This window comes from Paenibacillus sp. J2L1-98, from assembly GCF_056269405.1.
The window spans coordinates 976,684-1,001,283 of sequence record NZ_JBWDNW010000001.1 but is presented as its reverse complement, the minus strand read 5'-3'; the positions used below and the strand labels follow the sequence as shown (position 1 = coordinate 1,001,283).

General features: G+C 47.9%; 16 protein-coding genes. All 16 read left to right on the top strand.

Annotation, left to right across the window (positions count from 1 at the left end; translation table 11 throughout):
* The first annotated feature begins 408 nt into the window (after nt 1-408).
* Nucleotides 409-4,494 (top strand): OmpL47-type beta-barrel domain-containing protein, encoded by a 4,086-nt coding sequence (locus AC0YNZ_RS04465; protein ID WP_475825437.1) that lies wholly within the window; start codon nt 409-411, stop codon nt 4,492-4,494.
* A 626-nt stretch (nt 4,495-5,120) separates the two neighbouring features.
* The gene (locus AC0YNZ_RS04460; protein WP_475825436.1) at nt 5,121-6,884 is read left to right on the top strand and encodes a sensor histidine kinase; all 1,764 of its coding nucleotides are present in this window, start codon (nt 5,121-5,123) and stop codon (nt 6,882-6,884) included.
* A complete protein-coding gene (locus AC0YNZ_RS04455) occupies nt 6,884-8,329 on the top strand; it encodes a response regulator (protein ID WP_475825435.1) in 1,446 nt (481 codons plus the stop codon). Before AC0YNZ_RS04460 ends, AC0YNZ_RS04455 begins: the two co-directional genes overlap by 1 nt.
* Before the next feature lie 192 nt (nt 8,330-8,521).
* Nucleotides 8,522-9,484 carry an ABC transporter permease gene (locus tag AC0YNZ_RS04450; RefSeq protein WP_475825434.1) on the top strand — a complete coding sequence of 321 codons (963 nt, stop codon included), beginning with the start codon at nt 8,522-8,524 and terminating at the stop codon, nt 9,482-9,484.
* Nucleotides 9,481-10,353, top strand: coding sequence for a carbohydrate ABC transporter permease (locus AC0YNZ_RS04445; protein WP_475825433.1), 873 nt, complete (start codon nt 9,481-9,483; stop codon nt 10,351-10,353). Before AC0YNZ_RS04450 ends, AC0YNZ_RS04445 begins: the two co-directional genes overlap by 4 nt.
* A 64-nt stretch (nt 10,354-10,417) precedes the next feature.
* Complete coding sequence (locus tag AC0YNZ_RS04440) at nt 10,418-12,028, top strand: extracellular solute-binding protein (protein ID WP_475825432.1); 1,611 nt, start codon at nt 10,418-10,420, stop codon at nt 12,026-12,028.
* Between the two features lie 170 nt (nt 12,029-12,198).
* Entirely contained in the window at nt 12,199-12,312 is a 114-nt protein-coding gene (locus AC0YNZ_RS04435; protein ID WP_475825527.1) for a LamG-like jellyroll fold domain-containing protein, read from the top strand.
* 121 nt (nt 12,313-12,433) lie between these two features.
* Nucleotides 12,434-14,059, top strand: coding sequence for a glycoside hydrolase family 43 protein (locus tag AC0YNZ_RS04430; RefSeq protein ID WP_475825431.1), 1,626 nt, complete (start codon nt 12,434-12,436; stop codon nt 14,057-14,059).
* A complete protein-coding gene (locus AC0YNZ_RS04425; RefSeq protein WP_475825430.1) occupies nt 14,040-14,963 on the top strand; it encodes a family 43 glycosylhydrolase in 924 nt (307 codons plus the stop codon). Before AC0YNZ_RS04430 ends, AC0YNZ_RS04425 begins: the two co-directional genes overlap by 20 nt.
* A 41-nt stretch (nt 14,964-15,004) precedes the next feature.
* Entirely contained in the window at nt 15,005-17,380 is a 2,376-nt protein-coding gene (locus tag AC0YNZ_RS04420) for a glycoside hydrolase family 95 protein (RefSeq protein ID WP_475825429.1), read from the top strand.
* A gap of 122 nt (nt 17,381-17,502) precedes the next feature.
* Complete coding sequence (locus AC0YNZ_RS04415) at nt 17,503-19,512, top strand: glycoside hydrolase family 31 protein (protein WP_475825428.1); 2,010 nt, start codon at nt 17,503-17,505, stop codon at nt 19,510-19,512.
* Between the two features lie 263 nt (nt 19,513-19,775).
* Nucleotides 19,776-19,955: an aspartyl-phosphate phosphatase Spo0E family protein gene (locus tag AC0YNZ_RS04410; protein ID WP_475825526.1), complete on the top strand. Its 180-nt coding sequence runs from the start codon at nt 19,776-19,778 to the stop codon at nt 19,953-19,955.
* A 406-nt stretch (nt 19,956-20,361) separates the two neighbouring features.
* Nucleotides 20,362-20,583, top strand: coding sequence for a hypothetical protein (locus AC0YNZ_RS04405; protein ID WP_475825525.1), 222 nt, complete (start codon nt 20,362-20,364; stop codon nt 20,581-20,583).
* A 159-nt stretch (nt 20,584-20,742) separates the two neighbouring features.
* Nucleotides 20,743-21,729, top strand: coding sequence for an ABC transporter permease (locus AC0YNZ_RS04400; RefSeq protein ID WP_475825427.1), 987 nt, complete (start codon nt 20,743-20,745; stop codon nt 21,727-21,729).
* A 23-nt stretch (nt 21,730-21,752) separates the two neighbouring features.
* Nucleotides 21,753-22,637, top strand: a complete 885-nt coding sequence (locus AC0YNZ_RS04395; protein WP_475825426.1) for a carbohydrate ABC transporter permease — start codon at nt 21,753-21,755, stop codon at nt 22,635-22,637.
* A 128-nt stretch (nt 22,638-22,765) separates the two neighbouring features.
* Nucleotides 22,766-24,508 carry a type 2 periplasmic-binding domain-containing protein gene (locus AC0YNZ_RS04390; RefSeq protein ID WP_475825425.1) on the top strand — a complete coding sequence of 581 codons (1,743 nt, stop codon included), beginning with the start codon at nt 22,766-22,768 and terminating at the stop codon, nt 24,506-24,508.
* Nucleotides 24,509-24,600: the final 92 nt, after the last annotated feature.

Below are 24,600 nucleotides of genomic sequence, written 5' to 3'. Positions count from 1 at the left end.
TATGAATTGCTTCCTCACATCGATATTATAAAGTTTGTTGAGGTCTTGCTGAACACAAAAGCCCCTGGCGGATTGTGTTCCACGATACCAATGCGTTTTGTGGATGTCTCACTAAACAGATAGAAAGGAGATGATGTCGGACATCACTTTGCAGGCAGACGGAACGATGGGATTGGAAAAATTCCCTGAGCAGTAGAATCCACTCGCATCGCCCCCTTCGACCAGCTTATCTTTAGAAAGACGCCTGCGGCCCGTTGGAGCAACCGTCGATCTGAAGGAGTTAAGCCGTGTTTCAGGCCACGGTTACGTCTTATTTTGGTAGCGGTTACATTTTGTATGTAGACAGAGATTGTGGCTTACATTGGAAAAGAAGCCATAGAATTGTGTTTTTCAGAAAGGAGAGCGATCATGAAAAAGCATTTGAAACAGGTCTTATCGTTACTGTTATGTGTACCAATTATATGTATGCAGTTATATACCCTTTTCCTGGGATCAACAGCGATTGTTGCGGCGGCGGCTGGGACAGCATCCTTCCCGGCGGTGCAGGACGCATTTGTGTCTAATTTCGGCACGCAGGCAGACAGCTTGGGGATAAATTTAAACGCAAATAAATTAATTTACGGGAAATTCCGGCATACTTATCTCAACTTTGATTTATCCTCCATCGAAACTAATCGTTATAATATTGACGAGATGAAAATGATTTTGAGCTTCAGAAAAACGCATGCGCCAAACGAGTTGGTATTTACTGAAAGCGAACCGACCCTGAGAAACTCTGGCGCCGAGTGGACGGTAAACAATCTCACATATAATACCCGCCCAAACGATATAGCTGAATCGCCGGTTGTAACCCAAAACGTCACGTCAACCGGTGAAGAAAACCTTTCCATTGACTTGTCCACAATCTTCCGATTTGCGTTGAGTAACGGAAGAAAAGTAGTCAGTATACATCTTACGACAACTCGTGTGAACGAAAATGCGGTAGCTGCCAGCGAGATGTATTCCTCAAGGAATACATCGGGATACTCTGGACCATCCTTGGCCGTCACTCTTGGTGATCCTATTGTGAACAATAGTATCGTCGACAAGACGGCGATCAGCGCGCTGATTGCCGAAGCGGATCAGCTAATTGGAGCCGAGTACACGGCGGCTAGCTGGGAGGTGTTTGCGGGTGCCCTCAACAATGCAAAAGAAGTAAGTCGGGCCAGTGCGACGCAAGCCCAAGTCGACCAAGCCCTCTTATCGTTGCAAACGGCGATGAACAACCTTGCGGAGCTCGCTTCCAAGATTACGGGTCCGAACATGGGGAATTACTTTAACAACAGCAAGACCGCGTCAATGATTTTTAAAATGAAAAATGGGGAAGGCAAATATGTTAAGGTTGATCCCATCACGGAAAAACTGTCGCTTACGGCAAATGCCGCAGAGGCTTCCACGTTCGCGCTGTATGTCCTTGACTATTTCGCCACCGTGGAACATAAGGAACCGGAGGTTGGAGCCACCAGGACGGCTTATTCCATAAAATCCCTGGACAATGACAAATATCTTACGATCCAGAATTACTTTACGGCTGAAGAGTTCCTGAGCAATACCCATCGTTACTTTAATATCCTGAGCGGCGCCCAAAGCGGTACCAGCACCGACAGGACGTTCGAAGTCAAGGCGTCGGCAAGTATCCCAAGCTGGAACGAGCGGTTTTATGTAGACCATTATGTGAAATCGGGTTATTACCGCATCTGGTCGCATTTGTCCATGATGAGAGACGACTCTGGCTTTAACCGCATTAATGTAAAAATGACCGACGACTCCATGCAGAGCACCGGAACGGCCGCTCAGAATACCGAATACAGATTTTATTTTGAAGAGGTAACGGGCGGGGATCTGCTGGAGATAAGTCAGGAGGTATCTGGAGACGACGCTGAATTGTTCTGGCGTCCCGTGAACGGCGATACGAACCCTGAGAATTATATTGTCGTTGGGACGGACGCGGACGTTGTTTATGCCGACGGCTTGATACGCGTAACGGTTTCGGACCTGAGCGTCGGCATCCACAAGTATACTGTGGAATATAACGGAAGCGGCTATCAAGCGATAGCGGATGTGAAGGTACGAATTTTCAACCATCCTGGTATTTTGCATACGATAAAAGACCTGGAGAGAATGAAGCTTCGTGTTCAGGAGAAGGCTGAGCCCTGGTACTCTGATTACCAGAGATTGCTGCACAGCGTTACCTATGATTTATCGAGCTTCGATTACGAGAGTACTGTATTTTCGAATGTCGGACGTGGAGGAGCCCCGTCGGATTCCGGCAACATCGGCTATTTTGAGAAGGGCGGCAATGCCGCGTATTTCAACGCCCTGCAGTGGGTGATCACGGGAGACTATAGATACGCGGAAAGAGCCTCAGACATACTTGGGAAATGGGCGAAGGCCTTAAAAGTGATAGATGGTAGGGACAGGATCTTGGGCGCCGGCATCAACGCTTACAAATATGCCAGCGCCGCTGAGATTATAAGGTATTACAACGGCGGATACAGCGGATACAGCGACGCTGACTTCAAAGCGCTGCAGGATATGATGCTAAACGTGGTATATCCGGTGATCCAGGACGCAGCTGCTCCCATGCTTGCCAACGGCAACTGGGACGCAGCGGCCATAGTCAGCATGATTTCGATAGGCGTTCTTTGTGACAATACGGAAATCTTTGACCGCGCGATGGCCTTATATCAGGACATTCATGTGAACGGCTCCATCTTCACTTATGTGAACGAAACAGGCCAGAATATGGAAACCGGTCGTGATCAGGCTCATGCCATGCTGGCTATCGGATATATGGCCGAGATATGCCTGATCGCTTACAATCAGGATGTGGATTTGTATTCCCTGTACGATAACAGGCTGGCAAAAGCTTTCGAATATTCGGCGAAATACAATCTGTATTCGAAGGAGCTTTACGGTGAGGATGTCCCCTTTGTTGCGATGCCAAACGTTTTTGGCGATACCAGCAGAGGATATTATGGAGCCGGGTTTGACAGGGAGAATAACGGGCTTAACAGAGGCGAGCTCAGGCCTGTTTTTGAGCAGGCTCTTGCCCTCTACACCAAGGTGGGCGGCATCGATATGACATGGACAACGAGGGCGGCGGCGGCCTCGCGCCCGCAGGCAATGGTGCATTTTGACAATTTGAACTTTGGCACCCTGACGTACTATAGCGGCGAGCCGCTGAACTCAAGCGGGCCGTATTTTCAGATGCGGACCAGATGGGAGCCCTTATATCAGAGGAATTGGAGCATCGTGGACGGTCAGAGGGTCGCTGAGACATTGAACTCTTACTATGATATTAATGAAAACGGCGAGCTTGTTACCAGCGTCATGAAAAAGGACGCGCCTTTCTATCAGTTGGTCACTAACGACGACGGCACATATTCGATACGGCTGGTCAAGACAAACACCTATTTATCAGTAAAGGATGATACGGTAGAGAGTTACAATGTTATAAAAGCCGATGCCACAGAGATAGGCGAAAATGAAAAGTTTATTCTGCGTTCCAGCGGGGTAGTTCCCTTCTTCCTGGTTTCTCCCAAGTTTGACAATCGGATCGTATATCAACACGCGGCCGGATCAGGGAGTGGTGCCGTATTAACACTCCGGCTGGGAACAAAAAAACTGTCGCAAATAGCAGATATACCGAATATCTCAACGAACGAAAGACTTATTTTCATGTACAATACTGAGGATATCGCGCTGAATAGCAGCGACGATGCGGCGCCGGAGACGACCGCAACGGCGGAAGGGGAAGCGCAGAACGACTGGTACCGTTCGCCTGTCGTCGTTGATTTCGCCGCGGCCGATGAAATCTCCGGCGTGGCAGCGACCTACTATCGAGTGGACGACGAAGACGTCGCGAGTGGGAGACAAGCCGTTATCGAAACCGAAGGCGTGCATACGGTAACTTACTGGAGCGTCGATCGGGCGGGTAACGCGGAAGAAGCGAAGTCGTTGTCCGTGTCGGTCGACTTGACGGCGCCTAGCATTATCTTCGACGTTGCGGACGGTACCGAATTTACGGTAGACCAGCTCGTCGCGATCGGCTGCGATGCAACGGACGAATTATCGGGGATTGCAACGACGACTTGTGAATTGATCAAAGTGCCGGCTTATGAATTGGGTCTCGGCGAGCACACGTTTAGCGCGTCCGCCTCCGATCAAGCGGGTCATGCGACGAACGCCTCGATTAGGGTCATCGTCACCGTTGACTACGATAGCCTTGCTCGTCTGACCAGAATGTGGTTCGAGGAAAGTGGGCACGGGGATGTCGCCGCCTCTTTGATAGAAAAGTTGGATGCCGCCAAGGCTTCCGCTGTCAGTGGAAACGCGAAGGCGAAGGAAGGGCAGCTGGGAGCTTTCGTAAACCAAGCGAAGACGCAAAGCGGAAAAGCGATCACGGCGGAGCAAGCCGATTTGCTCGTCTCTTTCGCCGCTGCGTTGATGTAATAATCTGCAATAAAACAGCCAATTCCGAGCAGAGCGGGATTGGCTGTTTTTACCCTTTTTGTGAGCTTGCACTACCTGAAGCACGCCAAGCATTTGCTGCATATAAATACCAGCGAAAATGATAAATATCTGTTCGTCGAGCCAGTAATAAAATGTCGTGTGAAGTTCCAGTGTTACAACAAGAATGGTTTAGTTCGTGATGTCCGAGTCCTCTCAACTCTATAGTATTGTGAGTTGCAAAAGAGGTCCCATTTTTCGTAATTCTAAATCTCCAAGATTTTCAGTCAAGAAACAGGCACCAGAATTATGGATTATTTTACGGCCAAACGTATGGAATAAAAAGATTGATGCGAATCCCGACACTATGTGTTTTACGCAGAGTACGTCTGTCAGCTGAGAAACTATCAAAACATTATCATCTTGTAAAGGAATTTAGTCCGTTTGGCTTGGTGTATGAGGATGAGGCTTCTTTTTATGCTGCTCTAGAAACACTAACAGATGTTAGGGTGCGAAGCGGCTGCAATTTTGGCGGCTAGGAATGCATCAACTATTTGCCTCTTTTAAATAAGTAATGAATTTGAGACAATAATTAATACAATATTATTTTTCAACGAAGGGAAAGTCATATGAAACTGTCCTATCTTAAGAAACTTCCCATTATGCTTCAGTTATCTTTACTTGGTTTATTAATTGTTACGGTTATGCTTTTGATCATGGCTGCGAATTATTTAAGCGCCATCAATGTTGTAAAGAGGAATAACAGCGATTATATCAATGGACTTATCTCGCAGCTGAATCAGTCCATTTCTTCGAATAGTAATGATTATAAAAGAAGTATTGAAACGGTTGCCTACAACAAAACCGTACAAAAATTTTTAAGTGCTGCAGATCCAACCCAAAAGTTTGAATTGTTTACCCAGTTGAAAGCTTATTTGTCAGATATGGCGGGGATGAAAGAGGGAATTCTGGATATCGCACTGGTCGACAAAAACGGCGCCGTCTATAATCTCCGGGCCGATGCGGATCAACTAACGGTTATTTCCAGGGAGATTCCGCGAAATAACTTGTATTATTTTTTGGGACTGAAAATGATCGATTTGCCTTATAATTCAACGCCGGTATTGGTGGCGGGAGCTCGTATCTACTCTACAACTGATTTTGAGGCAGGCAAAAATGAACTTGGCACTTTACTGCTGGTCATCAATAATCGATTGCTATTCGGCAACGGCAACCCTGTGCATTTACCCGAGGGAGCTTTCGTTTACATGACGGATCGTAAAGGAAGGCTCCTTTATACGAATGATGATTCAAGCAAGCTGGGGGAGCCTATTCCTAAAGATACATTGTTGAATGAAAAGCATAAATATATGATTCAAAGGGAAGCCATTCCGGATTTGAACGGCGAGATTGTCATTAAAATGCCGAATCGTGTGCTTCTTCAAGGCCTCAACAAGATCCGTCAAGAGCAGCTTATCATGGTTGCAATTGCACTCGTTCTGATGATCATACCGCTTCTGTACGTAAGCAACAACATTCTGCAGCCTTTGAAGAAGTTAATGAGACTGATGGGGGAAATAACTCTCGGGGAGAGAAAAAATCTCAGCAAACGAGTCGAAGTGGATGGTTATGCGGAAATGATTATTATGGCTTCGCGTTTTAATGAAATGCTCGCGGAAATTGAGGATTTGACGGACAGTTTGCTGGAAAGCAAGCGTGTCCTCTACGAGACGGAATTGATTAAGCGGAGAGCGGAGCTCAGCTTTCTCCAAAGCCAAATCAATCCGCATTTCTTATACAATACCCTGGAGTCGATCAAAGGGCTTGCCGCGGATGAGGGCTCTTCGCAAATATTCGAACTGACTACAGCGCTTTCATTGTTTTTCCGTTACAGTATCAAGGGGCCCGATATGGTTTCCTTGGATAAGGAATTGATTATTGTAAAAAACTATATCTTCATTCATCAAATCCGATTTGGCAAACGGCTGCAAGTGGAATACGACATAGGCTCGGATTGCCTCGTCTGTCTAGTCCCTAAGATGATTCTGCAGCCCATCGTGGAGAATGCCATCAAGCATGGCATCGAGCCGCTCGAGCGAACCGGAGTGCTCAGGATCAAAGGTTATAGGGACGGGGAGAACCTGCTACTATTCGTCGAAGATAACGGTACGGGAATAAGTCCGGACAAGTTAGCGGAGATCAACGCTTCGATTGAACGCCACCGATCGGCAGCCGGTAGCCTTGACGGCTATTCCGAATCCGGCATCGGACTTGCAAATGTGCATGACCGAATCCGCATCAACTTTGGAGAAACATACGGCATCGGGATGACGAGCGAGCTCGAAGGCGGAACGACGGTCACGATTAAAATTCCGGCCAAGGGGGAAGTGTAATGTATAAGGTCTTTCTCGTGGACGACGAGGAACTGGTTATTAAAAGTCTGAAAGCGACGGTGGATTGGAAGGGCAGCGGCTATGAAGTTGCGGGCTATGCGCTAAGCGGTGAAGAGGCTGTAGAAGCTATCAAACGAATACGTCCGGATGTAATTTTTTCCGATATCCGGATGCCCGGCATGAACGGGCTGGAGCTGAAGAAACGATTGGACGATGCCGGCGTATCCGCCAAATTTCTTATCGTCAGCGGACTGGCGGAATTCGCTCTCGCTCAAAAAGCGATCCAGAACGGCATATTCGGGTATTGCCTTAAACCCTTTGACGAAATGGAAATCACAGGGTATCTCAGGAAGCTCAAGCGGGAATTGGATGCCTCTCAATTGCTGCCTGAGGGGGAAATACTTGATTTGATCGAGGCCGGTACGCCGGAAGCGCACAATCGATTACGGCATGAGTTGGCGTTGGCCGGCATTACCGGCTCCGAAGAAGACGGCTTGCGGATCATTCTTTCCGTAAGAAGGGACAAGCTGCCGATCTATGAGAAAATACCATGCCTTATAGTACGCATCGGTTATCGCAAGTTTATATACGTGATGGCTGACAGAGATGCGGATCAATTAATGGCCACCTTTGCTTCTGAAGGCCATTCGTTCTTGAAAGGAATCGGTTTCAGCAAACGGGGTATCGATACGGCGGGATTTGCGCAGGCCATCCAGGATGCAGAACTACAGGCTTATCAATACTTCACGTTGGCCGAAGCTCTCGCATGGGAAGGGTCATGGCAATCGAATGACATGAAGTCGGCATTTGCCATGCTGGCAGAAGGAGATGACCAGGCGTTTATTGCGCAGCTTGATTCTTTGCAGGCCATGTTTCGGAGCGGCCATCTAAATATCCGGCATGCTCTGTTGTTGTATAACGATTGCATTTCGCAGTTAAGCCGAAAGGGAATGGGATCGAACGAGTTATATCTCTATTCTTTTGAACAATTGGCAGAGCAGTTTGAAGATGTTCGGGATATGATCGATGATTTAAAGCGATTGTTCCAAGTGGAGAAGGATCACAACCATCATCATCTGGTTTTCATGCAACCTGGACGCAGCAGTACATTCTCTAACATGCTGGAATACATCAACGAGCACTTCGGCGAGGACATTACAATACTGGGCTTAAGCAAACAATTTAACTTAAATCCGAATTACATCTCGCAATTGTTCCGTAAAGAACTGGATAAAACCTTTACCGAATACTTAACCGGTCTTAGAATAAACCGAGCTTCGGAGCTGCTCCGGACGACCTCCATCCCGATCAATGAGATCGCGGATCATGTAGGGTATAAGGATTATTTTTATTTCAGTAAAATGTTCAAAAAAATAATGGGTGTTCCGCCACGAGGGTATCGCTACGATCAAAATCAGAATAACTCCAATCCGGCTCCTTTTTGAAAAGGGGCCCTTTTTTTGTACTCCTTATCGAAAACTTGTCCTTGAGTTAGTTTTCTCGACATTTTCAGAGAATATTCGACATGTATTTATTTTAGAAATACAAATTAAAACCACTAATCGAGGGACATACCCTTAAGAAAGCGCTTGCTTTATAATTTTCCTCATAGAGAAGATTTGGAGGCGAGAGGGATAATGCAAAATTCTGTAAGTCAATTCAAGTACAGGAGGCAGTCGGGATTAGAAGCCAACCGTCACAAGTGGCAGGAAGTCGTCAAGCATAAATACTTCTATTTGATGATATTGCCAACCGTGTTGTTTTTTCTGATCTTTGCGTACGTGCCCATGTACGGCGTGGTCCTTGCTTTTAAGGATTTCAATTACATGCTGGGGATTATGGATAGTCCCTGGAACAACTTTCAAAACTTTCGTGATGTGCTGAGCGATCCGAACTTCAAGCATGCTTTTAATAACACCATGCTCATCAGCTTCGGGCGTTTGATTATCGAATTCCCGATTCCGATTCTGCTGGCGATCCTGTTGAATGAAATGAGATTCGGAAGACTAAAGCGGATCTATCAAACCGTATTTACGTTTCCGCATTTCATCAGCTGGGTTGTATTAAGCGGAATCATCACGAATATTCTCAACGATCAAGGTGTGCTTAATCAAATTTTGGTGCTATTCGGATTTGAAAAAAATTCGATACTGTTGCACAACGGGAGTTTTCTGGGCTTGCTTTTCACGTCGAGTATTTGGAAAGAAGCAGGCTGGTCATCCATTATTTATCTGGCGGCCATCGCGGGCATCAACCCCGAGCTTTACGAGGCGGCGGGCATTGACGGGGCTAACCGTTACCAGCAAATGAAAGCCATTACATGGCCGGTGCTTCGCAATACGGCAGCCATTCTGCTTATATTGGCAGTCGGCAACATTATGAATGGCGGATTCGACCAAATATTCAATTTGTATAACCCTGCCGTTTATGAACGTGCCGATATTCTCGATACGTTCGTATACCGCAGCGCATTTGTGGATGCTACGGGGTTCGGCTACTCGACAACGGTCGGTTTGCTGAAATCGGCCATTAATTGCTTACTTCTGTTTGGGGCAAACTTTTTTGTGAAACGTGTTTTTAAGGAGGAGGGCCTCTATTGAAGCGATTTTCGATATCTAATGCACTTATCACCCTCATCTTGGGGCTTGGCGCGATTGCGACTGCATTCCCGTTTTATCAAACGCTTGTTCAATCCTTGTCTACCGTATTGGACATGAGGGCAGGGGGGGTTATGATTTGGCCCCGATCGATTGATTTTTCTTCGTATCAGTATATCTTTCATCAAGGGAGGGTCGTCAATGGCTTGTTGATATCGGTTATCGTGACCGTATCGGGCACATTGGTCTGTCTGGCGGTCACGACGGCAGGAGCTTATGCGTTATCCAAGAGCTCGATGCCCGGGCGCAATTTTATCTTTCTTGGCATCATCTTGACGATGTTTTTTTCAGGCGGCCTTATTCCCTTTTATTTGACGATTCAGGGTCTTCACCTGCAGAATAGTTTGCTTGTCATGATTTTGCCTGTGGCTGTAAACGCATTCAACTTAATCCTGATGAAAAACTTCTTCGGATCCGTCAATCCTTCTCTTGAGGAATCAGCAAAAATCGACGGGGCTAACGATTTGACTATACTCATTCGTATTATTGTACCTGTTTCACTGCCGATTATGGCTACCATGTCATTGTTTTATGCGGTTGACCGATGGAATGAATGGTGGCTTCCGATGCTGTTTATTAACGATACCAGCCTGCACCCGATGCAGCTTGTGCTAAGAGATGCTATCACTAATCTGAGTCAGGTCATGAATAGTTCGATGGGTGCACAGTTGGCCGCACAAACTCGGAACGTGTATACCGAATCGGTAAAGTCGGCGATGATCATCGTCTCCGCTGTTCCGATCCTGATGATTTATCCCTTCGTGCAGAGATACTTTAATGCGGGGATCATGATGGGTTCCGTGAAGGAATGATAATAATGGCTTCGGCCGTTGTTATATATATTCAGGTTTCAAAACAATAAGGAGGGTTTGCAGGATGAAGTTGAAACAAAGAGTAAAGGTTGGGGCGGCGCTGCTTCTTGCCCTAGTGACTGTGTTATCTGGCTGCGGCAAAGGGGAGGATCAGTCTCCAAATACATCCCCGGGCCAAGCGGCTAACACGACACAAAGCGCGGACGATTTGAGCAAGCCACTGGAGCTGAGCGTTGCCGTATGGGACATCCAAACGGGCTTTGACGCTCCGAATGCAAAGAATGACACCGTTTACAACGATTTGACCAAGAAATTCAACGTCACGATCAAACCGGTTAATATTACCTGGAACGACTGGCAGGAGAAAGCGAAAGTATGGGCCGCGTCCAAGCAGCTTCCCGATATGTTCGCAAACGAGATTGATATGGGGATGTACCAAACCTGGGCCAAGCAAGGCGTTCTCAAACCGCTCCCTGACGATTTGAGCCCATATCCGAATCTGCAAAAAATCATGTCCAATGAGTCTGTGCAACCGCTCAAGGTGGATGGGAAATTTTATTCGATCCCGCGCTTTAGCAACGAGGATATCGGCGACGCCAGATTAGGCAGACCAATCCGTTATCGGAAGGATTGGGCGGAGCAAGCCGGATTTACAAAGGAGCCGCAAAGCTTTGAGGAGTTCCTGGCTATGACCAAAGCCGTCATGAAGCAGCACCCTGGAATCGCCGGCTTGACGATTAACTCGAAAGGTTACCTGTTAACGCAATTCCTGGGAAGCTTCCCTGAAATGGTGTACAGCAATAACTGGACTCAAGAGAACGGCAAGTGGATTCCTGCCTTTACGTCGGAGAGAGCCTATACCGGTATCCAGCAGCTTCGTACGCTCTATACGGAAGGTGTTCTTGACAAGGACTTTGCGATTCAGAAAGACGCCGACGGCACGAACAAGTTCTTGTCCGGCCAAAGCTTTGCGCTTTATGGTAATGTTGGGGGCGATGATCAAGTAGCCATGTTCAAAAAAGCGAACCCGGGCGTTAGCGCTTCCAAAGCAATCGGTTTTATGAATATTTGGCCTGCGGCTGATGGCAAACGTTATACGATGGCTGGTGCTCCTTTCTGGTCCAATACGTTTTTCCCAGGTACGCTCAGCGACGAGAAATTCAAACGAGCGCTTCAAGTGATGGATTACATGCTGTCTGATGAATACAGAGTCCTGGGCATTAACGGAATCGAGAATGTCGATTACAAAGTGGAAAATGGAAAATACGTTTCCCTGCTCAAACAAGATGAAACGCTTGCTAACAAATATCCGATCACGTCCAAACTGGTTTGGCTTGCCGCATGGGATACCCTCCTGTATAAGGGCAAAAAAGTAGTGAGCTCCGATCCTGAGGTTGCGGCACTGCTGAAGCTGGAGATTGATACATTCAATCAATATAAACAAGAAGATACGCAGATGCCTTTCAACTCTAAATTCAATGCGATATCGACTCCAGCCAAAAATAAGTTTACGGCTCTAGACCCAAATATTATTGATGACATCTTTAAAGTCATTTTGGGCAAAGGAGATCCGATCGCCCAGTGGAAAGAAATCGTCAAGGGATACGACGCCAAAGGCGTTCCGGAAGCGATCAAAGAAGTTAACGAAGAGGCAGCCAAGATAGGCATTAAGTAATTTTTAATTGCCGCCAAGTTATAGTTGCCGGGCTTCTTGCACAGGAGCCCGGCATGTAACTAGGGATCTTATGTAAAAGGAGCTGAAATGATGGATAAAAATTTTGGCGAAATTAGCGCCGCTTGGCAGTCCGGTAACCGTAATCCTGACATACCGGGCGTTCGCGGTGGATTGGCCGCTCGGAATCTTCCTCCAATCCTTATATCGACGGACGTGTGGACGACTTCCGCATCTATAACGTTGCTTTAACCGATCAGGAAGTATCGGCTGTGATGAACGAGTAGATTGCAGCGTCAGTGAATGAGCCAGCGGAAGTCCGGAACATGAACGTCATGTTCCGGACTTTCCGTCATGCATGATCATCTTGTTAAAAGCCAAATTTAGAATGGAAAGGATTACGGTGTTATGGAGGATAACTACTATCTATTATCGCAGAAGGGGTCCTGGGGAGACCAGGGGGACGGCACCTATATCAATCCTGTCTTGCCTGGCGATTATAGCGATCCGGATGTCATTCGAGTCGGGGATGATTATTACTGCATCTCCTCTACTTTGCATTGCTCTCCGGGGATGGCGGTGCTGCATTCCAAAGATCTTGTGAATTGGAGCATGATCGGGCATGTAGTGCAAGATTTGATAAGCATCGGTCCGGAATACAATTACGATCGAATGAACCGTTACGGCAGAGGCGTCTGGGCAGGTGCCATCCGATTCCACGAGGATAAATTTTGGGTATATTTTTTCACGCCCGATGAAGGATTGTTTATGAGCACGGCTTCCGATCCTGCGGGACCTTGGGAGCCGCTTCATCGGGTTTGGCAGGTCACCGGCTGGGACGATTGCTGTCCATTCTGGGACGATGACGGACAAGGCTACCTGGTTGCCACTAATTTTGCCGATAACTATAATATCCATTTAATTAAACTTAGTGAAGACGGCAAAGAGCTGTTGCATGACAGCGATACGATTATCCATCAATACAAAGGGAGCGAAGCCAATAAGCTCTACAAAATAAATGGAACCTATTATTTTTTCCACAGCGAGGTTCGCTGTAAGGAAGGCGTTGAAGTCAGAGTCGTCATGATGTTAAGGTCCGAACATATTTATGGGCCTTATGAGGAAAAGGAAATTATCCATACGCACGGCATGGATGTAGACCGGGAGCCGAATCAAGGCGGACTTGTCCAGACGGTTTCCGGGGAGTGGTATTTCATTAGTCATCAAGGAACGGGAGGGTATTACGAAGGGAGAACGCTTCACTTGCTGCCCGTAACATGGGTTGACGGATGGCCGATCATCGGAAACGATACGGACGGCGACGGAATCGGGGAGATGGTATGGGGAGGGAGGAAGCCCATAAACGGACATCACGTGACAGTTCTTTCTACAAATGACGATTTTGACCGAGCGGTACTTGAGCCGTATTGGGAATGGAACCATCAGCCGAGAGCCGACAAATGGTCGTTAACGGCCCGGCCCGGCTATTTGCGTCTGCACGCATGCCAACCCATTGACAAGGACAACTTTTTTACCGTCTGCAACATCATTACACAAAGAGCGTTTAGAACCGTTCACAATGCGGCAACCGTAACAATAGAAATCAACGGCATGGCGGACGGGCAAGAAGCGGGGCTTTGCCATTTTGCACAAACCTATTGCACGATTGGCGTTCAACAACAGAATGGGACAAAGGTTCTGAAGTTTAACAATTCGGGTACCGTAGAATGGGGCCCGGAATTAACGGGTTCCACCCTTTGGGTAAGGTCTGTGTGGAACATAGACGGGATCAACCGTTTCGAATATAGCGTCGATGGGGTACATTTTACGGGCTTTGGAGACGCGTATCAGCTGGGATGGGGGAATTATAGGGGCGATCGAATCGGGTTATATAGCTATAACTGCGAGCGTGAACAGGGTTATATCGATGTAGACCAATTTTGTTATGAGGTCGTCAGGAGCATTGTAAGCGTACATGAAGTTCGAACATACTTTCTATGGGAGTGGAGAATGAATGAGATCGCCATTGTTTAGAGACCCAATCTATGACGGAGCAGCAGATCCTGTAGTCATTTGGAATCGTCAGACCAAGGAATGGTGGATGATCTATACGAACCGCCGAGCGACCGCAGAGGGAAGGGGCTATGCGTGGGTTCATGGAACCGACCTCGGCGTGGCGGTTTCCCGCGACGGCGGCAAGGAGTGGGTATACCGCGGCGTACTGCAGGGGCTGGATTTTGTATGGGGAAGAAATACGTTCTGGGCGCCGGAGATCATCTGGCACGACGGATTGTATCATATGTACGTTAGTTATATTCAAGGAGTACCCGATCATTGGGGGCATCCGAGGGACATGCTGCATTATACCAGCCCGAATTTGCTGGAATGGCGCTTAGTTTCCAAGCTCGGCTTGAGCTCGGGAAATGTTATTGATGCATGCGTGTACCAGATGCCGGACGGCCGCTTCCGGATGTGGTACAAGGATGAGGGCCATCACTCTCATATGTATGCAGCAGATAGCAGCGATCTCTACCACTGGCAGGTAGCGGGGCCGGTCATTACCGAGCGTTCCCAGGAAGGACCGAACGTGTTCCGCTTGGGCGGCTATTATTGGATGATTACGGACGAGTGGCACGGGCAGGGCGTGTACCGTTCCGATGATCTTCAGACGTGGGAACGAAACGGCATCATTCTCGACCAGCCTGGCAAACGTGAGGATGACGGGACGATCGGCCTTCACGCAGATGTGGTCGTACAAGGGGAAGAGGGATATATCTTTTATTTCACTCACCCTGGCCGTGTTAATGGGCATAACGAAGATTCGGGCTATGAAATGCGCCGTTCGTCCATTCAGGTTGCTAAGCTGGAAGTTGTGGACGGTGTTCTGTGCTGTGACCGCGACAAGGAATTTGAGTTAAATCTTGGAGCGGAAGATTGATAGAAATGCATTCATATTAAAAGGGAGGACATGAAATCCAAATGCAAATTCAGTTTCATTCCCCAGCCGTCTATTGGGTAGAAGCGCTTCCCGTCGGAAACGGCAGGCTAGGCGCGATGGTCTTCGGGGGTATCGAGAAAGAACGGATCGCTTTAAATGAAGATACGCTATGGTCAGGTTACCCCGGGGATTGGAATAATCCGGGGGCGAAAGCGGCGCTGCCGAAAGTGCGGGAGCTTATCGCGCAAGAGAAGTACGAGGAAGCGGATCGGCTCTGCAAGGAAATGCTGGGACCTTATACGCAATCTTATTTGCCTTTCGGCGATTTGCACATTGTGATGGATCACGGTCAGCTAAGCCGCCGGGGGTATAGCCGAAAGCTTGATCTCTCTACCGGCATTGCGACGGTAGCCTATAACGTCGGCGGTGTTCAATTTACCCGTGAAATATTCGCGACTCATCCCGATCAGGCGATTGTCGTGCGATTAACGGCGGGCAAGGAGGGTTTCCTTAGCTTTCGGGCAAAGCTGGACAGTCCGCTCCGATATACATCGAAAGCGGATGGCGATCACTTTACGATTTCCGGCGCAGCGCCGGAGCACGTCGAGCCTAATTACCGCGATGCGGAAGATCCCGTGCGTTACGGCGATTCCAATACGTCGAAAGGCTTGGAATTCCATGGACGCCTGGCGGTCGTACATGAAGGCGGAACGATGCGGGTTGATGCGGACGGCTTGCAAGTCATCGGTGCTACTGTCGCAACCTTGTACTTCAGCGCGGCGACAAGCTTTGACTTTGGGCTCGGCGCGAGCAACTCTGAACGCGATCCGGGACAATGGACCGCAATAGCGATTCAGGCCATATGCGAGAAGGAATATAAGGATATTCGAAACCGTCATGTGGACGATCATGGCAATCTGTTCGGCAGGGTTGCCCTGCATCTGGGCGAAAGCAAGGCTCCCGCAGATATGCCTACGGATCGGCGCATTGCCGAATACGGCAGCAGCGATCCAGGCCTGGTAGAGCTATTGTTCCATTATGGACGTTACTTGTTGATGGCCAGTTCGCGCCCGGGAACCAGTCCGGCCAATCTTCAAGGCATATGGAATGAAGAAACGAGGGCGCCATGGAGCAGTAATTACACGCTAAATATTAACGCGGAAATGAATTATTGGCCTGCGGAAACGTGCAATATGGCGGAGCTGCACGAGCCGCTGATCGATTTCATCGGCAGACTGGCCGTTAACGGCAAGAAGACGGCGGAAACGAACTATGGCGCACGGGGATGGGTTGCGCACCATAATTCGGATTTGTGGGGACAAACGGCGCCAGTAGGCGATTTCGGGGATGGAGACCCTGTTTGGGCGTTCTGGCCGATGGGCGGCGTATGGTTGACTCAGCATCTGTGGGAGCATTACGCGTTCAGCGGGGACGAAGCTTATTTGCGGCATACAGCGTACCCGATCATGAAGGAAGCGGCGTTGTTCTGCTTGGACTGGCTTATTGAAGATCAGGATGGTTATTTTATTACTTCGCCTTCGACCTCTCCCGAGCATAAATTCCGGGTTGGCGATAAGCATCGAGCCGTAAGCACGGCGACGACCATGGATCTCTCACTGATCGGCGAATTATTCGACAACTGCATCAAAGCGGCGGAATGCATGAAGGTCGATGAAGATTTTGCTATGACGCTGGCAGAGAGGAAGCAAAGGCTGTTGCCTCTCCAAATCGGCAAGTACGGTCAATTGCAAGAATGGTCCGAGGATTTCGAAGATGAGGATGTTCATCATCGTCACGTCTCTCATCTTGTCGGGGTTTATCCGGGACGGCTCATTACTGAGCGGTCTGCTCCCGATCTGTTCCAAGCGGCGAAAAAATCGCTTGAAATTAGAGGAAACGAGGGGACAGGATGGAGCCTTGGCTGGAAAATCGGCTTATGGGCAAGATTCAAGGACGGCAATCGCGCAGAACGATTGATCTCGAATTTGCTTACTCTCGTGAAGAGCGACGAACCGATCAATCATGACAGAGGCGGCGTATATGCCAATCTGTTCGACGCACATCCTCCCTTCCAAATCGACGGTAACTTTGCGGCCACGGCGGGGGTCGCAGAGATGTTGCTGCAATCCCATCAGGGATACTTGGAACTTCTGCCGGCGTTGCCTGATTCCTGGAGAGACGGGTTTGTCAAAGGGTTGCGGGGCCGAGGGGGCTATGAAGTCGATTTGGAATGGAACAACGGCGCGTTGTTAAAGGCGGAAATCGAAGTTTCCATAACGCAGACTTGCCAAGTTCTTGCCAAGCGGAAGGTCAGGATTACGCAGGATGGTGAAGAGGTTCAATATGTTCAAGATGCGAATGGATGGATCGGGTTCCATGTAGAAAGCGGAAAGCGTTACGTCTTATTGACCGTTTGAGGGAAATCCGTTCATCATTCCTGTCTCCCCGATGGGACAAGCTCCTCTTGCTTCGAGAATGAAGCGCGGAATTTAATAAGCAATACAATTGGACTTTAACGCATTTGCGGAAGGGGATAATTATGAATTTTTTTACAGCCGAGAATGGGAAGCTGATTTTTGAGTATAACGGAGAAACCTTGCAAATTGAAGCTTGGGGTGAAAACAGTTTGCGTATCCGCTCCCAAATGATGGGTGAAATACTGGATACGGACTATGCCTTACTGCCTGTTAATGGCGATGCGGAAGCTGCAATTGAGATCGATGATGAAGCTGAAATGGCTTCCATTCAAAACGGTAAGATAAAGGCGGTGGTCAGACATTCGAGGTGGGATACTCCGGGACGAATTTCTTTTTATAATGAAAAAGGAGAATTATTGCTTCAAGAAATAGGCGCTGGCGGAGCTTTAAAGCTTCGGGCAAGAGCATTCAAATCGATTATCGGAGGGGATCATCAATTAACGGTTTCCTTTGCAGGAAATGATGGTGAAAGAATCTACGGAATGGGTCAATACCAACAAGAAACCTTTGATTTGAAAGGCTCCGCGCTCGAATTGGCTCATCGTAATTCCCAAGCCAGTGTTCCGTTTTTGTATTCCAGCAAAGGGTATGGCTTCTTATGGCATAATCCGGCGATCGGAAAAGTTAACTTCGCGAATAATAGAACCGAATGGGTTGCAGAAAGCACAAAACAGCTGGATTATTGGATAACGGCAGGCGATTCACCGGCAGAAATCGAAGCCGCGTACGGAAAAGCGGTTGGTACCGTTCCCATGATGCCTGAATATGGACTTGGCTTCTGGCAGTGCAAATTAAGATATTATAATCAGGAACAGCTGCTCAAGGTTGCGAGGGAATATAAGAAAAGAAAGCTGCCGATCGATGTAATCGTAGTTGACTTTTTCCACTGGCCCAAACAGGGGGACTTTAGATTTGAGGAAGAATTTTTCCCTGATCCGAAGGCAATGGTGGATGAGCTGAAATCCATGGGAATCGAATTGATGGTTTCGGTTTGGCCTCAGGTTGACCGCTATAGCGAAAATTTTGAAGAAATGCGCCAAAAGGGTTATTTGATTAAAGCTGAAAGGGGAGTCCAAGTTGCCATGATGGATTGGTTCCCTTCCAGTATTTATTTTGATGCTACAAACCCTAAAGCCAGGGAGTATGTATGGTCAAAATGCAAAAAGAATTATTATGATTATGGAATCAACATCTTCTGGCTGGATGAAGCAGAACCTGAATACGATGTGTATGATTTTGATAATTATCGCTACGCAATGGGACCTAATGTTCAAATCGGAAATATATATCCGCAGCGCTATTCCAAAACCTTTTATGACGGAATGCAGGCGGAAGGACAGGACAAAATCGTAAACACGGTTCGCTGCGCTTGGGCAGGCAGCCAACGATACGGCGCATTAGTGTGGTCGGGAGATATTCACTCTTCTTTTGAGGATTTCAGAAAACAAATCGTTGCAGGCCTTCATATGGGGATGGCGGGGATCCCTTGGTGGACGACGGATATCGGAGGCTTTTCAGGAGGTAACCCGGACGATCCCAAATTCCGTGAATTGCTAATCAGATGGTTCCAATGGGGGGCTTTCTGTCCTGTTATGAGATTGCATGGCGATCGCAGGGGAGGCAAGGAAGTATTCAGAAAAGACGGCAGCAAAGCATTAAATACAGGCGGAAACAACGAGGTATGGAGCTTTGGGGACGAGGCTTACGATATATTGGTTAAATATATGGAACTGCGGGAAGCCTTAAGGGATTATACCCGTGAGTTGATGAAGGAAGCCCATGAGAAAGGTGCGCCGGTTATGAGGCCGCTCTTCTATGAATTCCAGAATGACGATAAGGTCTGGGATATTAAAGACGAATACCTGTATGGTCCGGATCTGTTGGTTGCCCCAATCCTTTATGAAGGCGCTGAATCAAGAGAGGTATATTTGCCTGAAGGTTCAAATTGGACGGATGCACGTACAGGAAGTATCTTCGCAGGCGGACAAACCATTTATGTTGAAGCTCCTCTAAACACGATTCCGGTATTTTTACGGGACGGAAAACAAGAATATCTCATAGGAAAAATATAATATTCTATCTCCGATCGGTCGTCCTTAAGGACTGCTTCCGCATTTGTACCAGAGCTCTTGCTTCTAGCGAGATCGATTAATCACTGAACGCTGCGGGCAACCCCGAATCTTGGCGCCACATGCTGGACGTCGCTTGGCGGATGCATGATCGGCCCTTCAAGCCTGTTGATGCTTGTGCTACCGTTGCCGGACGGCGGTTTCCGGATGTGGTACAAGGATGAGGACCATCACTCTCTCATCTCTTCAGAAAGGAGGAGGGGGGACTGAGTAAGAATGATATTGAAATCTTGCGTAAGTCATTATATCAATTAGCTTTATTACATCAGTATAATTTCCTTGATCCCGATGTAATAAGTAAGAGTCAGGAGCTGGATCTTCTGATAAATGAAATGATTCATGTAAAGCTGGGATGTCGTAGCGCATCAGAGTTATCGAAAGAGTGAGTTTCAGTCACCGGCTTCAGTTTGCTATAGCAAGCGGGAATTTCCATGCGCCCCCTGTACTTTCGTGCAGGGGGCGGTTTTGTGCTTATCCATGGATTGAAAATTAAGGATATTGTTTTAATGCTCATTCGTATCCCCCCCAAGTCGATGAGTAGATGGAAGTCTATATCATGCTACTTTTTGTCCTGAAATTCAAGGTTTAGTGTTATAACATCGTATATAATCCGTATTGAAGGAGAAATTCAAGAAATCGGGAGTGTGAGTAGAATTGTCAGCACGGCGAATATGGGGGTTTAGAATGAAGGCCGACTACGAGACAATAAATTCGAGTTTGAAAAAAAGTAAGCGGTTTCAAGTTCGGTGGCGCTACTTTCATTGATGGTTTAGGCGCAAATCCCCCCCGGTTATTCCCGGATTTTATCCCAACCCGAGCATTTGCCGGGGGCGTGAAAGGCTGTTATCTGGTGACGAGCTCTTGATGGTTCCACTCATTTACAGCAAGGATCTTGTTCATTGGCGCCAGATCGGACATTGTCTTACCACGGAGAGACTGCTGCCGTTAGCGAATGTCCCGAGTCCAGGAGGCATCTTCGCTCCGACATCGCTATCACGACGACTGGTTCTATAACATGACAACGAATGTATGCGCCGAAGGCGGCTGCTTTTTCGTTCGCCAAAGCAGCCCGCGGCTACTGGACAGATCCGTGTCGCGCAGCCAGACAGCGATCCTTCTTTGTCATTCGATGAGGACTACTAAAACAAAATCATAGAGGGAGTTGTTGTTGAGATGTCAAATCAATCGGGCGGGGGGAGCAATATGGGAGCGAAACTGAATGGTCAAGCTTATACATCAGCTGCGATGAAGCGGTTTCAGTTTAAAGAAAAATACCAATTATTCTTCATGGCTTTACCTTTTCTGGTACTCGTTTTTGTGTTCGCTTATTTGCCGCTTTATGGCTGGATCTATGCCTTCTATGATTATAGACCTGGCATTCCATTATCCCAGACCGAGTTTGTTGGTCTGCAATGGTTTACATCGTTGGTGTCAAATCCGTACCAGATGGAGGAAGTTCTCAGAGTCTTGCGAAACACGTTCGCGATCAGTGCGCTTGGCATTCTGACTTCGGTTCTTCCGGTTATCTTCGCGATATTCTTGATGGAAATAAAGAACAGTTCATTTAAGAAAATCGTGCAGACGCTCACTACTTTGCCGAACTTTATCAGTTGGGTACTGGTGTACTCCTTCGCCTTCATGTTGTTTTCTGTTGACAATGGCTTCTTGAACAATTTGCTCATGAACATGGGCCTAATTGAACGGCCGCTGAATATTCTCGCATCGGACAACCACACCTGGCTGTCTATGACTTTGTGGGGGGTATGGAAAGGACTCGGCTGGGGAGCGATCTTGTACATTGCCGCGATTACGGGCATCGATCCGGAATTGTATGAGGCGGCGAGAGTGGACGGAGCAGGCCGATTCCGTCTGATGTGGCACGTGACGGTTCCAGGGATTATGCCGACATTCTTCGTGCTGCTCATACTCGGAATCGCGGGTTTTATCAATAATGGATTTGAGCAATATTTTGTATTCTCGAACGCGATAAACATGAATCATATCGAGGTGCTTGATCTTTATGTGTACAACGTCGGTGTAGTGAACAACAACTTCGGGTTCGCGACAGCGGTCAGTATTCTGAAATCGATTGTCAGCTTGATCTTGCTGTTTGTAGCCAACAGCCTGTCAAAGCTGGTTCGCGGCGAAGGCGTTATCTGAGTCAACCGAGGAGGAGAACCGACATGGGGAATAATAACAGGATTACAATTTTTGACGTAATTAACTATACGCTGTTTGCCTTATTTACTTTGGCTTGTTTCTTTCCGTTCTATTATTTGTTCATCAATACAATCAGCAGCAACGACTTGAGCAGTAGAGGACTCGTTATGTTCTACCCCAAAGAGATGCATTTCAACAACTATATACAAGTGTTCAAGATTCCAGGGCTGAGCCAAGCCACGCTTGTATCCTTTGGTCGCACTTTGATCGGCACGGTGCTGACCGTGGCCGCTTCGGGTTTTCTTGGTTACTTGTTTTCGAAACCTACAATGTGGGGGCGCAAGTTTTGGTACCGATTCCTCATCGCCACAATGTACTTTAATGCCGGTTTGATTCCATGGTTCCTGGTCATGCTTAAGCTTGGCCTCATCAACAATTTCCTGGCCTATGTTGTGCCTGGGATCGTCTCGCCGTTCTTTATTATCCTTGTCAAAACGTTTGTCGAGTCGACGCCGATTTCCTTGCAGGAATCGGCGCAACTCGACGGAGCCGGCAATTTGACGATCTTCTGGAAGATTGTTATACCTTTGATCACGCCGATTCTGGCCACGATCGCCATCTTCACGGCCATCGGACAGTGGAACTCGTTCCAGGACACTTTGTTCCTGGTCACAGATTCGAAGCTGTTTACGCTGCAATTTATCCTGTATCGCTATTTTAACGGAGCGACATCGCTGGCAACTCTGTTGCAGTCCGGGGCTACCAATACAAATTTGGCCAATATTCAGACGGCCACTTCGATTCGGACGACGGTTTCGATGGTTGTCGTCATTCCGATATTGCTCGTCTATCCGTTCTTTCAACGATTCTTTGTCAAAGGAATCATGATCGGGGCTGTTAAGGGTTAAATGGGAAATTCTAGCATGGGGGTGAGGCGGGTCGTTGTACGCATGAAAATTTATCAAATGGGAGTCAGCATTCTCAGGAATTAAAGAGAAGGTTTTTGCAGGTACATGACAAGGAGGGTAACAAACACATGACAAAAAGAAACAAATGGACAGCGGCTGCTGTCGCGATTATCGCCATGCTTGTATTCTTATCCGCGTGCAGCGGCTCCGCTGGAAGCAACACAGAAAGCAACTCGGGCAAAAGCGCAGGGACGGAAGTAAGCACCGATCCTTCGAAGCAACCGGAGATCACGCTGAATGTATTCTCGAACCTGGCCAACTATACCGGCGAGCAACCGGGTTGGTTTGGAAAGTTGATCAAGGATAAATTTAACATCAAATTAAACATTATTTCCGGCGGGCAGCAAAAAGCTGCTACGATGATGGCCTCAGGTGATTTGGGCGACATCGCGGTCGCAATCGATATAGTGGATGCTACCAAAGCCGGCTTGCTGCTGGATTGGAACAAGGACGGCCTGCTTGACAAATACGGCCAGGACATTAAGAAATATGCCGGCCAGTCGCTCGAAGCCATCAGCAAGCAGTACGGCGGCGGCACGGCGATTTACGCTGTCGGCAGTAACATCGGCAGCGGCAGCGGCCCGAGCGAAGGCTCCAATATGACGTTTGGTCCGCTGCTTCGTTGGGACTTATATCAGAAGCTGGGAAGCCCGGAAATCAAGACGCTGGAAGACTACCTTACCGTTGTCAAACAAATGCAGGAGCTTAGTCCAAAGAGCGACTCCGGCAAGCCTACGTACGGGTTTTCACTGTGGTCGGACTGGGATGGGATGATGGCGCTGAACCCCAAGGTTATGGCCCAATTTTATGGCTATAATGAAGGGGATGGCTTCAATAACGCCGAACTGATGATGACGAAGGCCGATGAAGCGAAATGGCAAGGCGTGCTGGACGAAGACAGCTACTACATGAGAGGTTTGAAATTCTTCTTTGAAGCGAATAAGATGGGGCTGCTCGATCCAGATTCTTTGACGCAGAAGTTTCCCGACGTGATCAATAAGTATAGTGACGGACAAATTCTATTCGCCCAATTCCCTTGGCTTACCGACGGCTACAACACCGAGGAGCGCGTAAACGAAGGCAAAGGCTTTGCGTTCGTGCCATTCGCCGAAGAGCAAATGTCTTCTGTCGGATTCTCGCCTTATGGCGGAAACCATTGGTACATTGGCTCGAAGACAAAATATCCGGAGCGCGTGATGCAATTCATGAACTGGCTGTTCTCGCCGGAGGGCGTTCAGGAGAGCCAATTAGGTCCGAAGGGCTTGCTGTGGGATATCCAGGATGGCAAGCCGGCCCTAACCGAATTCGGATATAAAGCGGTTACCAACTCCGTCGATATGCCTGCCGAATACGGCGGCGGGCTGTTCAAGGACGGAGGAAACCAAATCAACAACAGAACGATTAATTTGTCCATGATCAATCCGGAAACCGGGGAACCGTACGATTACACGATGTGGACCTCCTATCTGAACAAAAATCCGAATCCGGTCACGAAGAGCTGGCGGGACGCTATGGGTGCACTGACGATGAGAGACTACGTTGTTAAGAACAACAAAGTAGACGTGCAACCTCCATACTTTAGCGAGCAAGCTCGGACGGAGGAACCTTCCGACATTAAGCAGAAGAAAGCCGAAGTGGGCAAAGTCATCAAGGAATTTTCCTGGAAGATGATGTACGCGAAGGACGATAATGAGTTTGCCAGCTTAAAAGAGGATATGGTATCGAAAGCCAAAGGTCTGGGCTACGACGATGTTATTAAGTTCCAAGTGGAGAATTACGAAAAAACGGTTGGTGCGGCCTTGAAAAAGTAATCAACAAGGAATGAACGGCGTGAACATCTAAATTCCGTGAGCGTAATAAGCTCGCGGAATTTTTTTTCAGCTAAGCCCGGCTTCAACAGAGT

Excerpts from the sequence above, each read along its gene's own strand:
- AC0YNZ_RS04465 (WP_475825437.1), top strand. The coding sequence starts at position 409 with ATGAAAAAGCATTTGAAACAGGTCTTATCGTTACTGTTATGTGTACCA.
- AC0YNZ_RS04460 (WP_475825436.1), top strand. The coding sequence starts at position 5,121 with ATGAAACTGTCCTATCTTAAGAAACTTCCCATTATGCTTCAGTTATCT.
- AC0YNZ_RS04455 (WP_475825435.1), top strand. The coding sequence starts at position 6,884 with ATGTATAAGGTCTTTCTCGTGGACGACGAGGAACTGGTTATTAAAAGT.
- AC0YNZ_RS04450 (WP_475825434.1), top strand. The coding sequence starts at position 8,522 with ATGCAAAATTCTGTAAGTCAATTCAAGTACAGGAGGCAGTCGGGATTA.
- AC0YNZ_RS04440 (WP_475825432.1), top strand. The coding sequence starts at position 10,418 with ATGAAGTTGAAACAAAGAGTAAAGGTTGGGGCGGCGCTGCTTCTTGCC.
- AC0YNZ_RS04430 (WP_475825431.1), top strand. The coding sequence starts at position 12,434 with ATGGAGGATAACTACTATCTATTATCGCAGAAGGGGTCCTGGGGAGAC.
- AC0YNZ_RS04425 (WP_475825430.1), top strand. The coding sequence starts at position 14,040 with ATGAGATCGCCATTGTTTAGAGACCCAATCTATGACGGAGCAGCAGAT.
- AC0YNZ_RS04420 (WP_475825429.1), top strand. The coding sequence starts at position 15,005 with ATGCAAATTCAGTTTCATTCCCCAGCCGTCTATTGGGTAGAAGCGCTT.
- AC0YNZ_RS04415 (WP_475825428.1), top strand. The coding sequence starts at position 17,503 with ATGAATTTTTTTACAGCCGAGAATGGGAAGCTGATTTTTGAGTATAAC.
- AC0YNZ_RS04400 (WP_475825427.1), top strand. The coding sequence starts at position 20,743 with ATGTCAAATCAATCGGGCGGGGGGAGCAATATGGGAGCGAAACTGAAT.
- AC0YNZ_RS04395 (WP_475825426.1), top strand. The coding sequence starts at position 21,753 with ATGGGGAATAATAACAGGATTACAATTTTTGACGTAATTAACTATACG.
- AC0YNZ_RS04390 (WP_475825425.1), top strand. The coding sequence starts at position 22,766 with ATGACAAAAAGAAACAAATGGACAGCGGCTGCTGTCGCGATTATCGCC.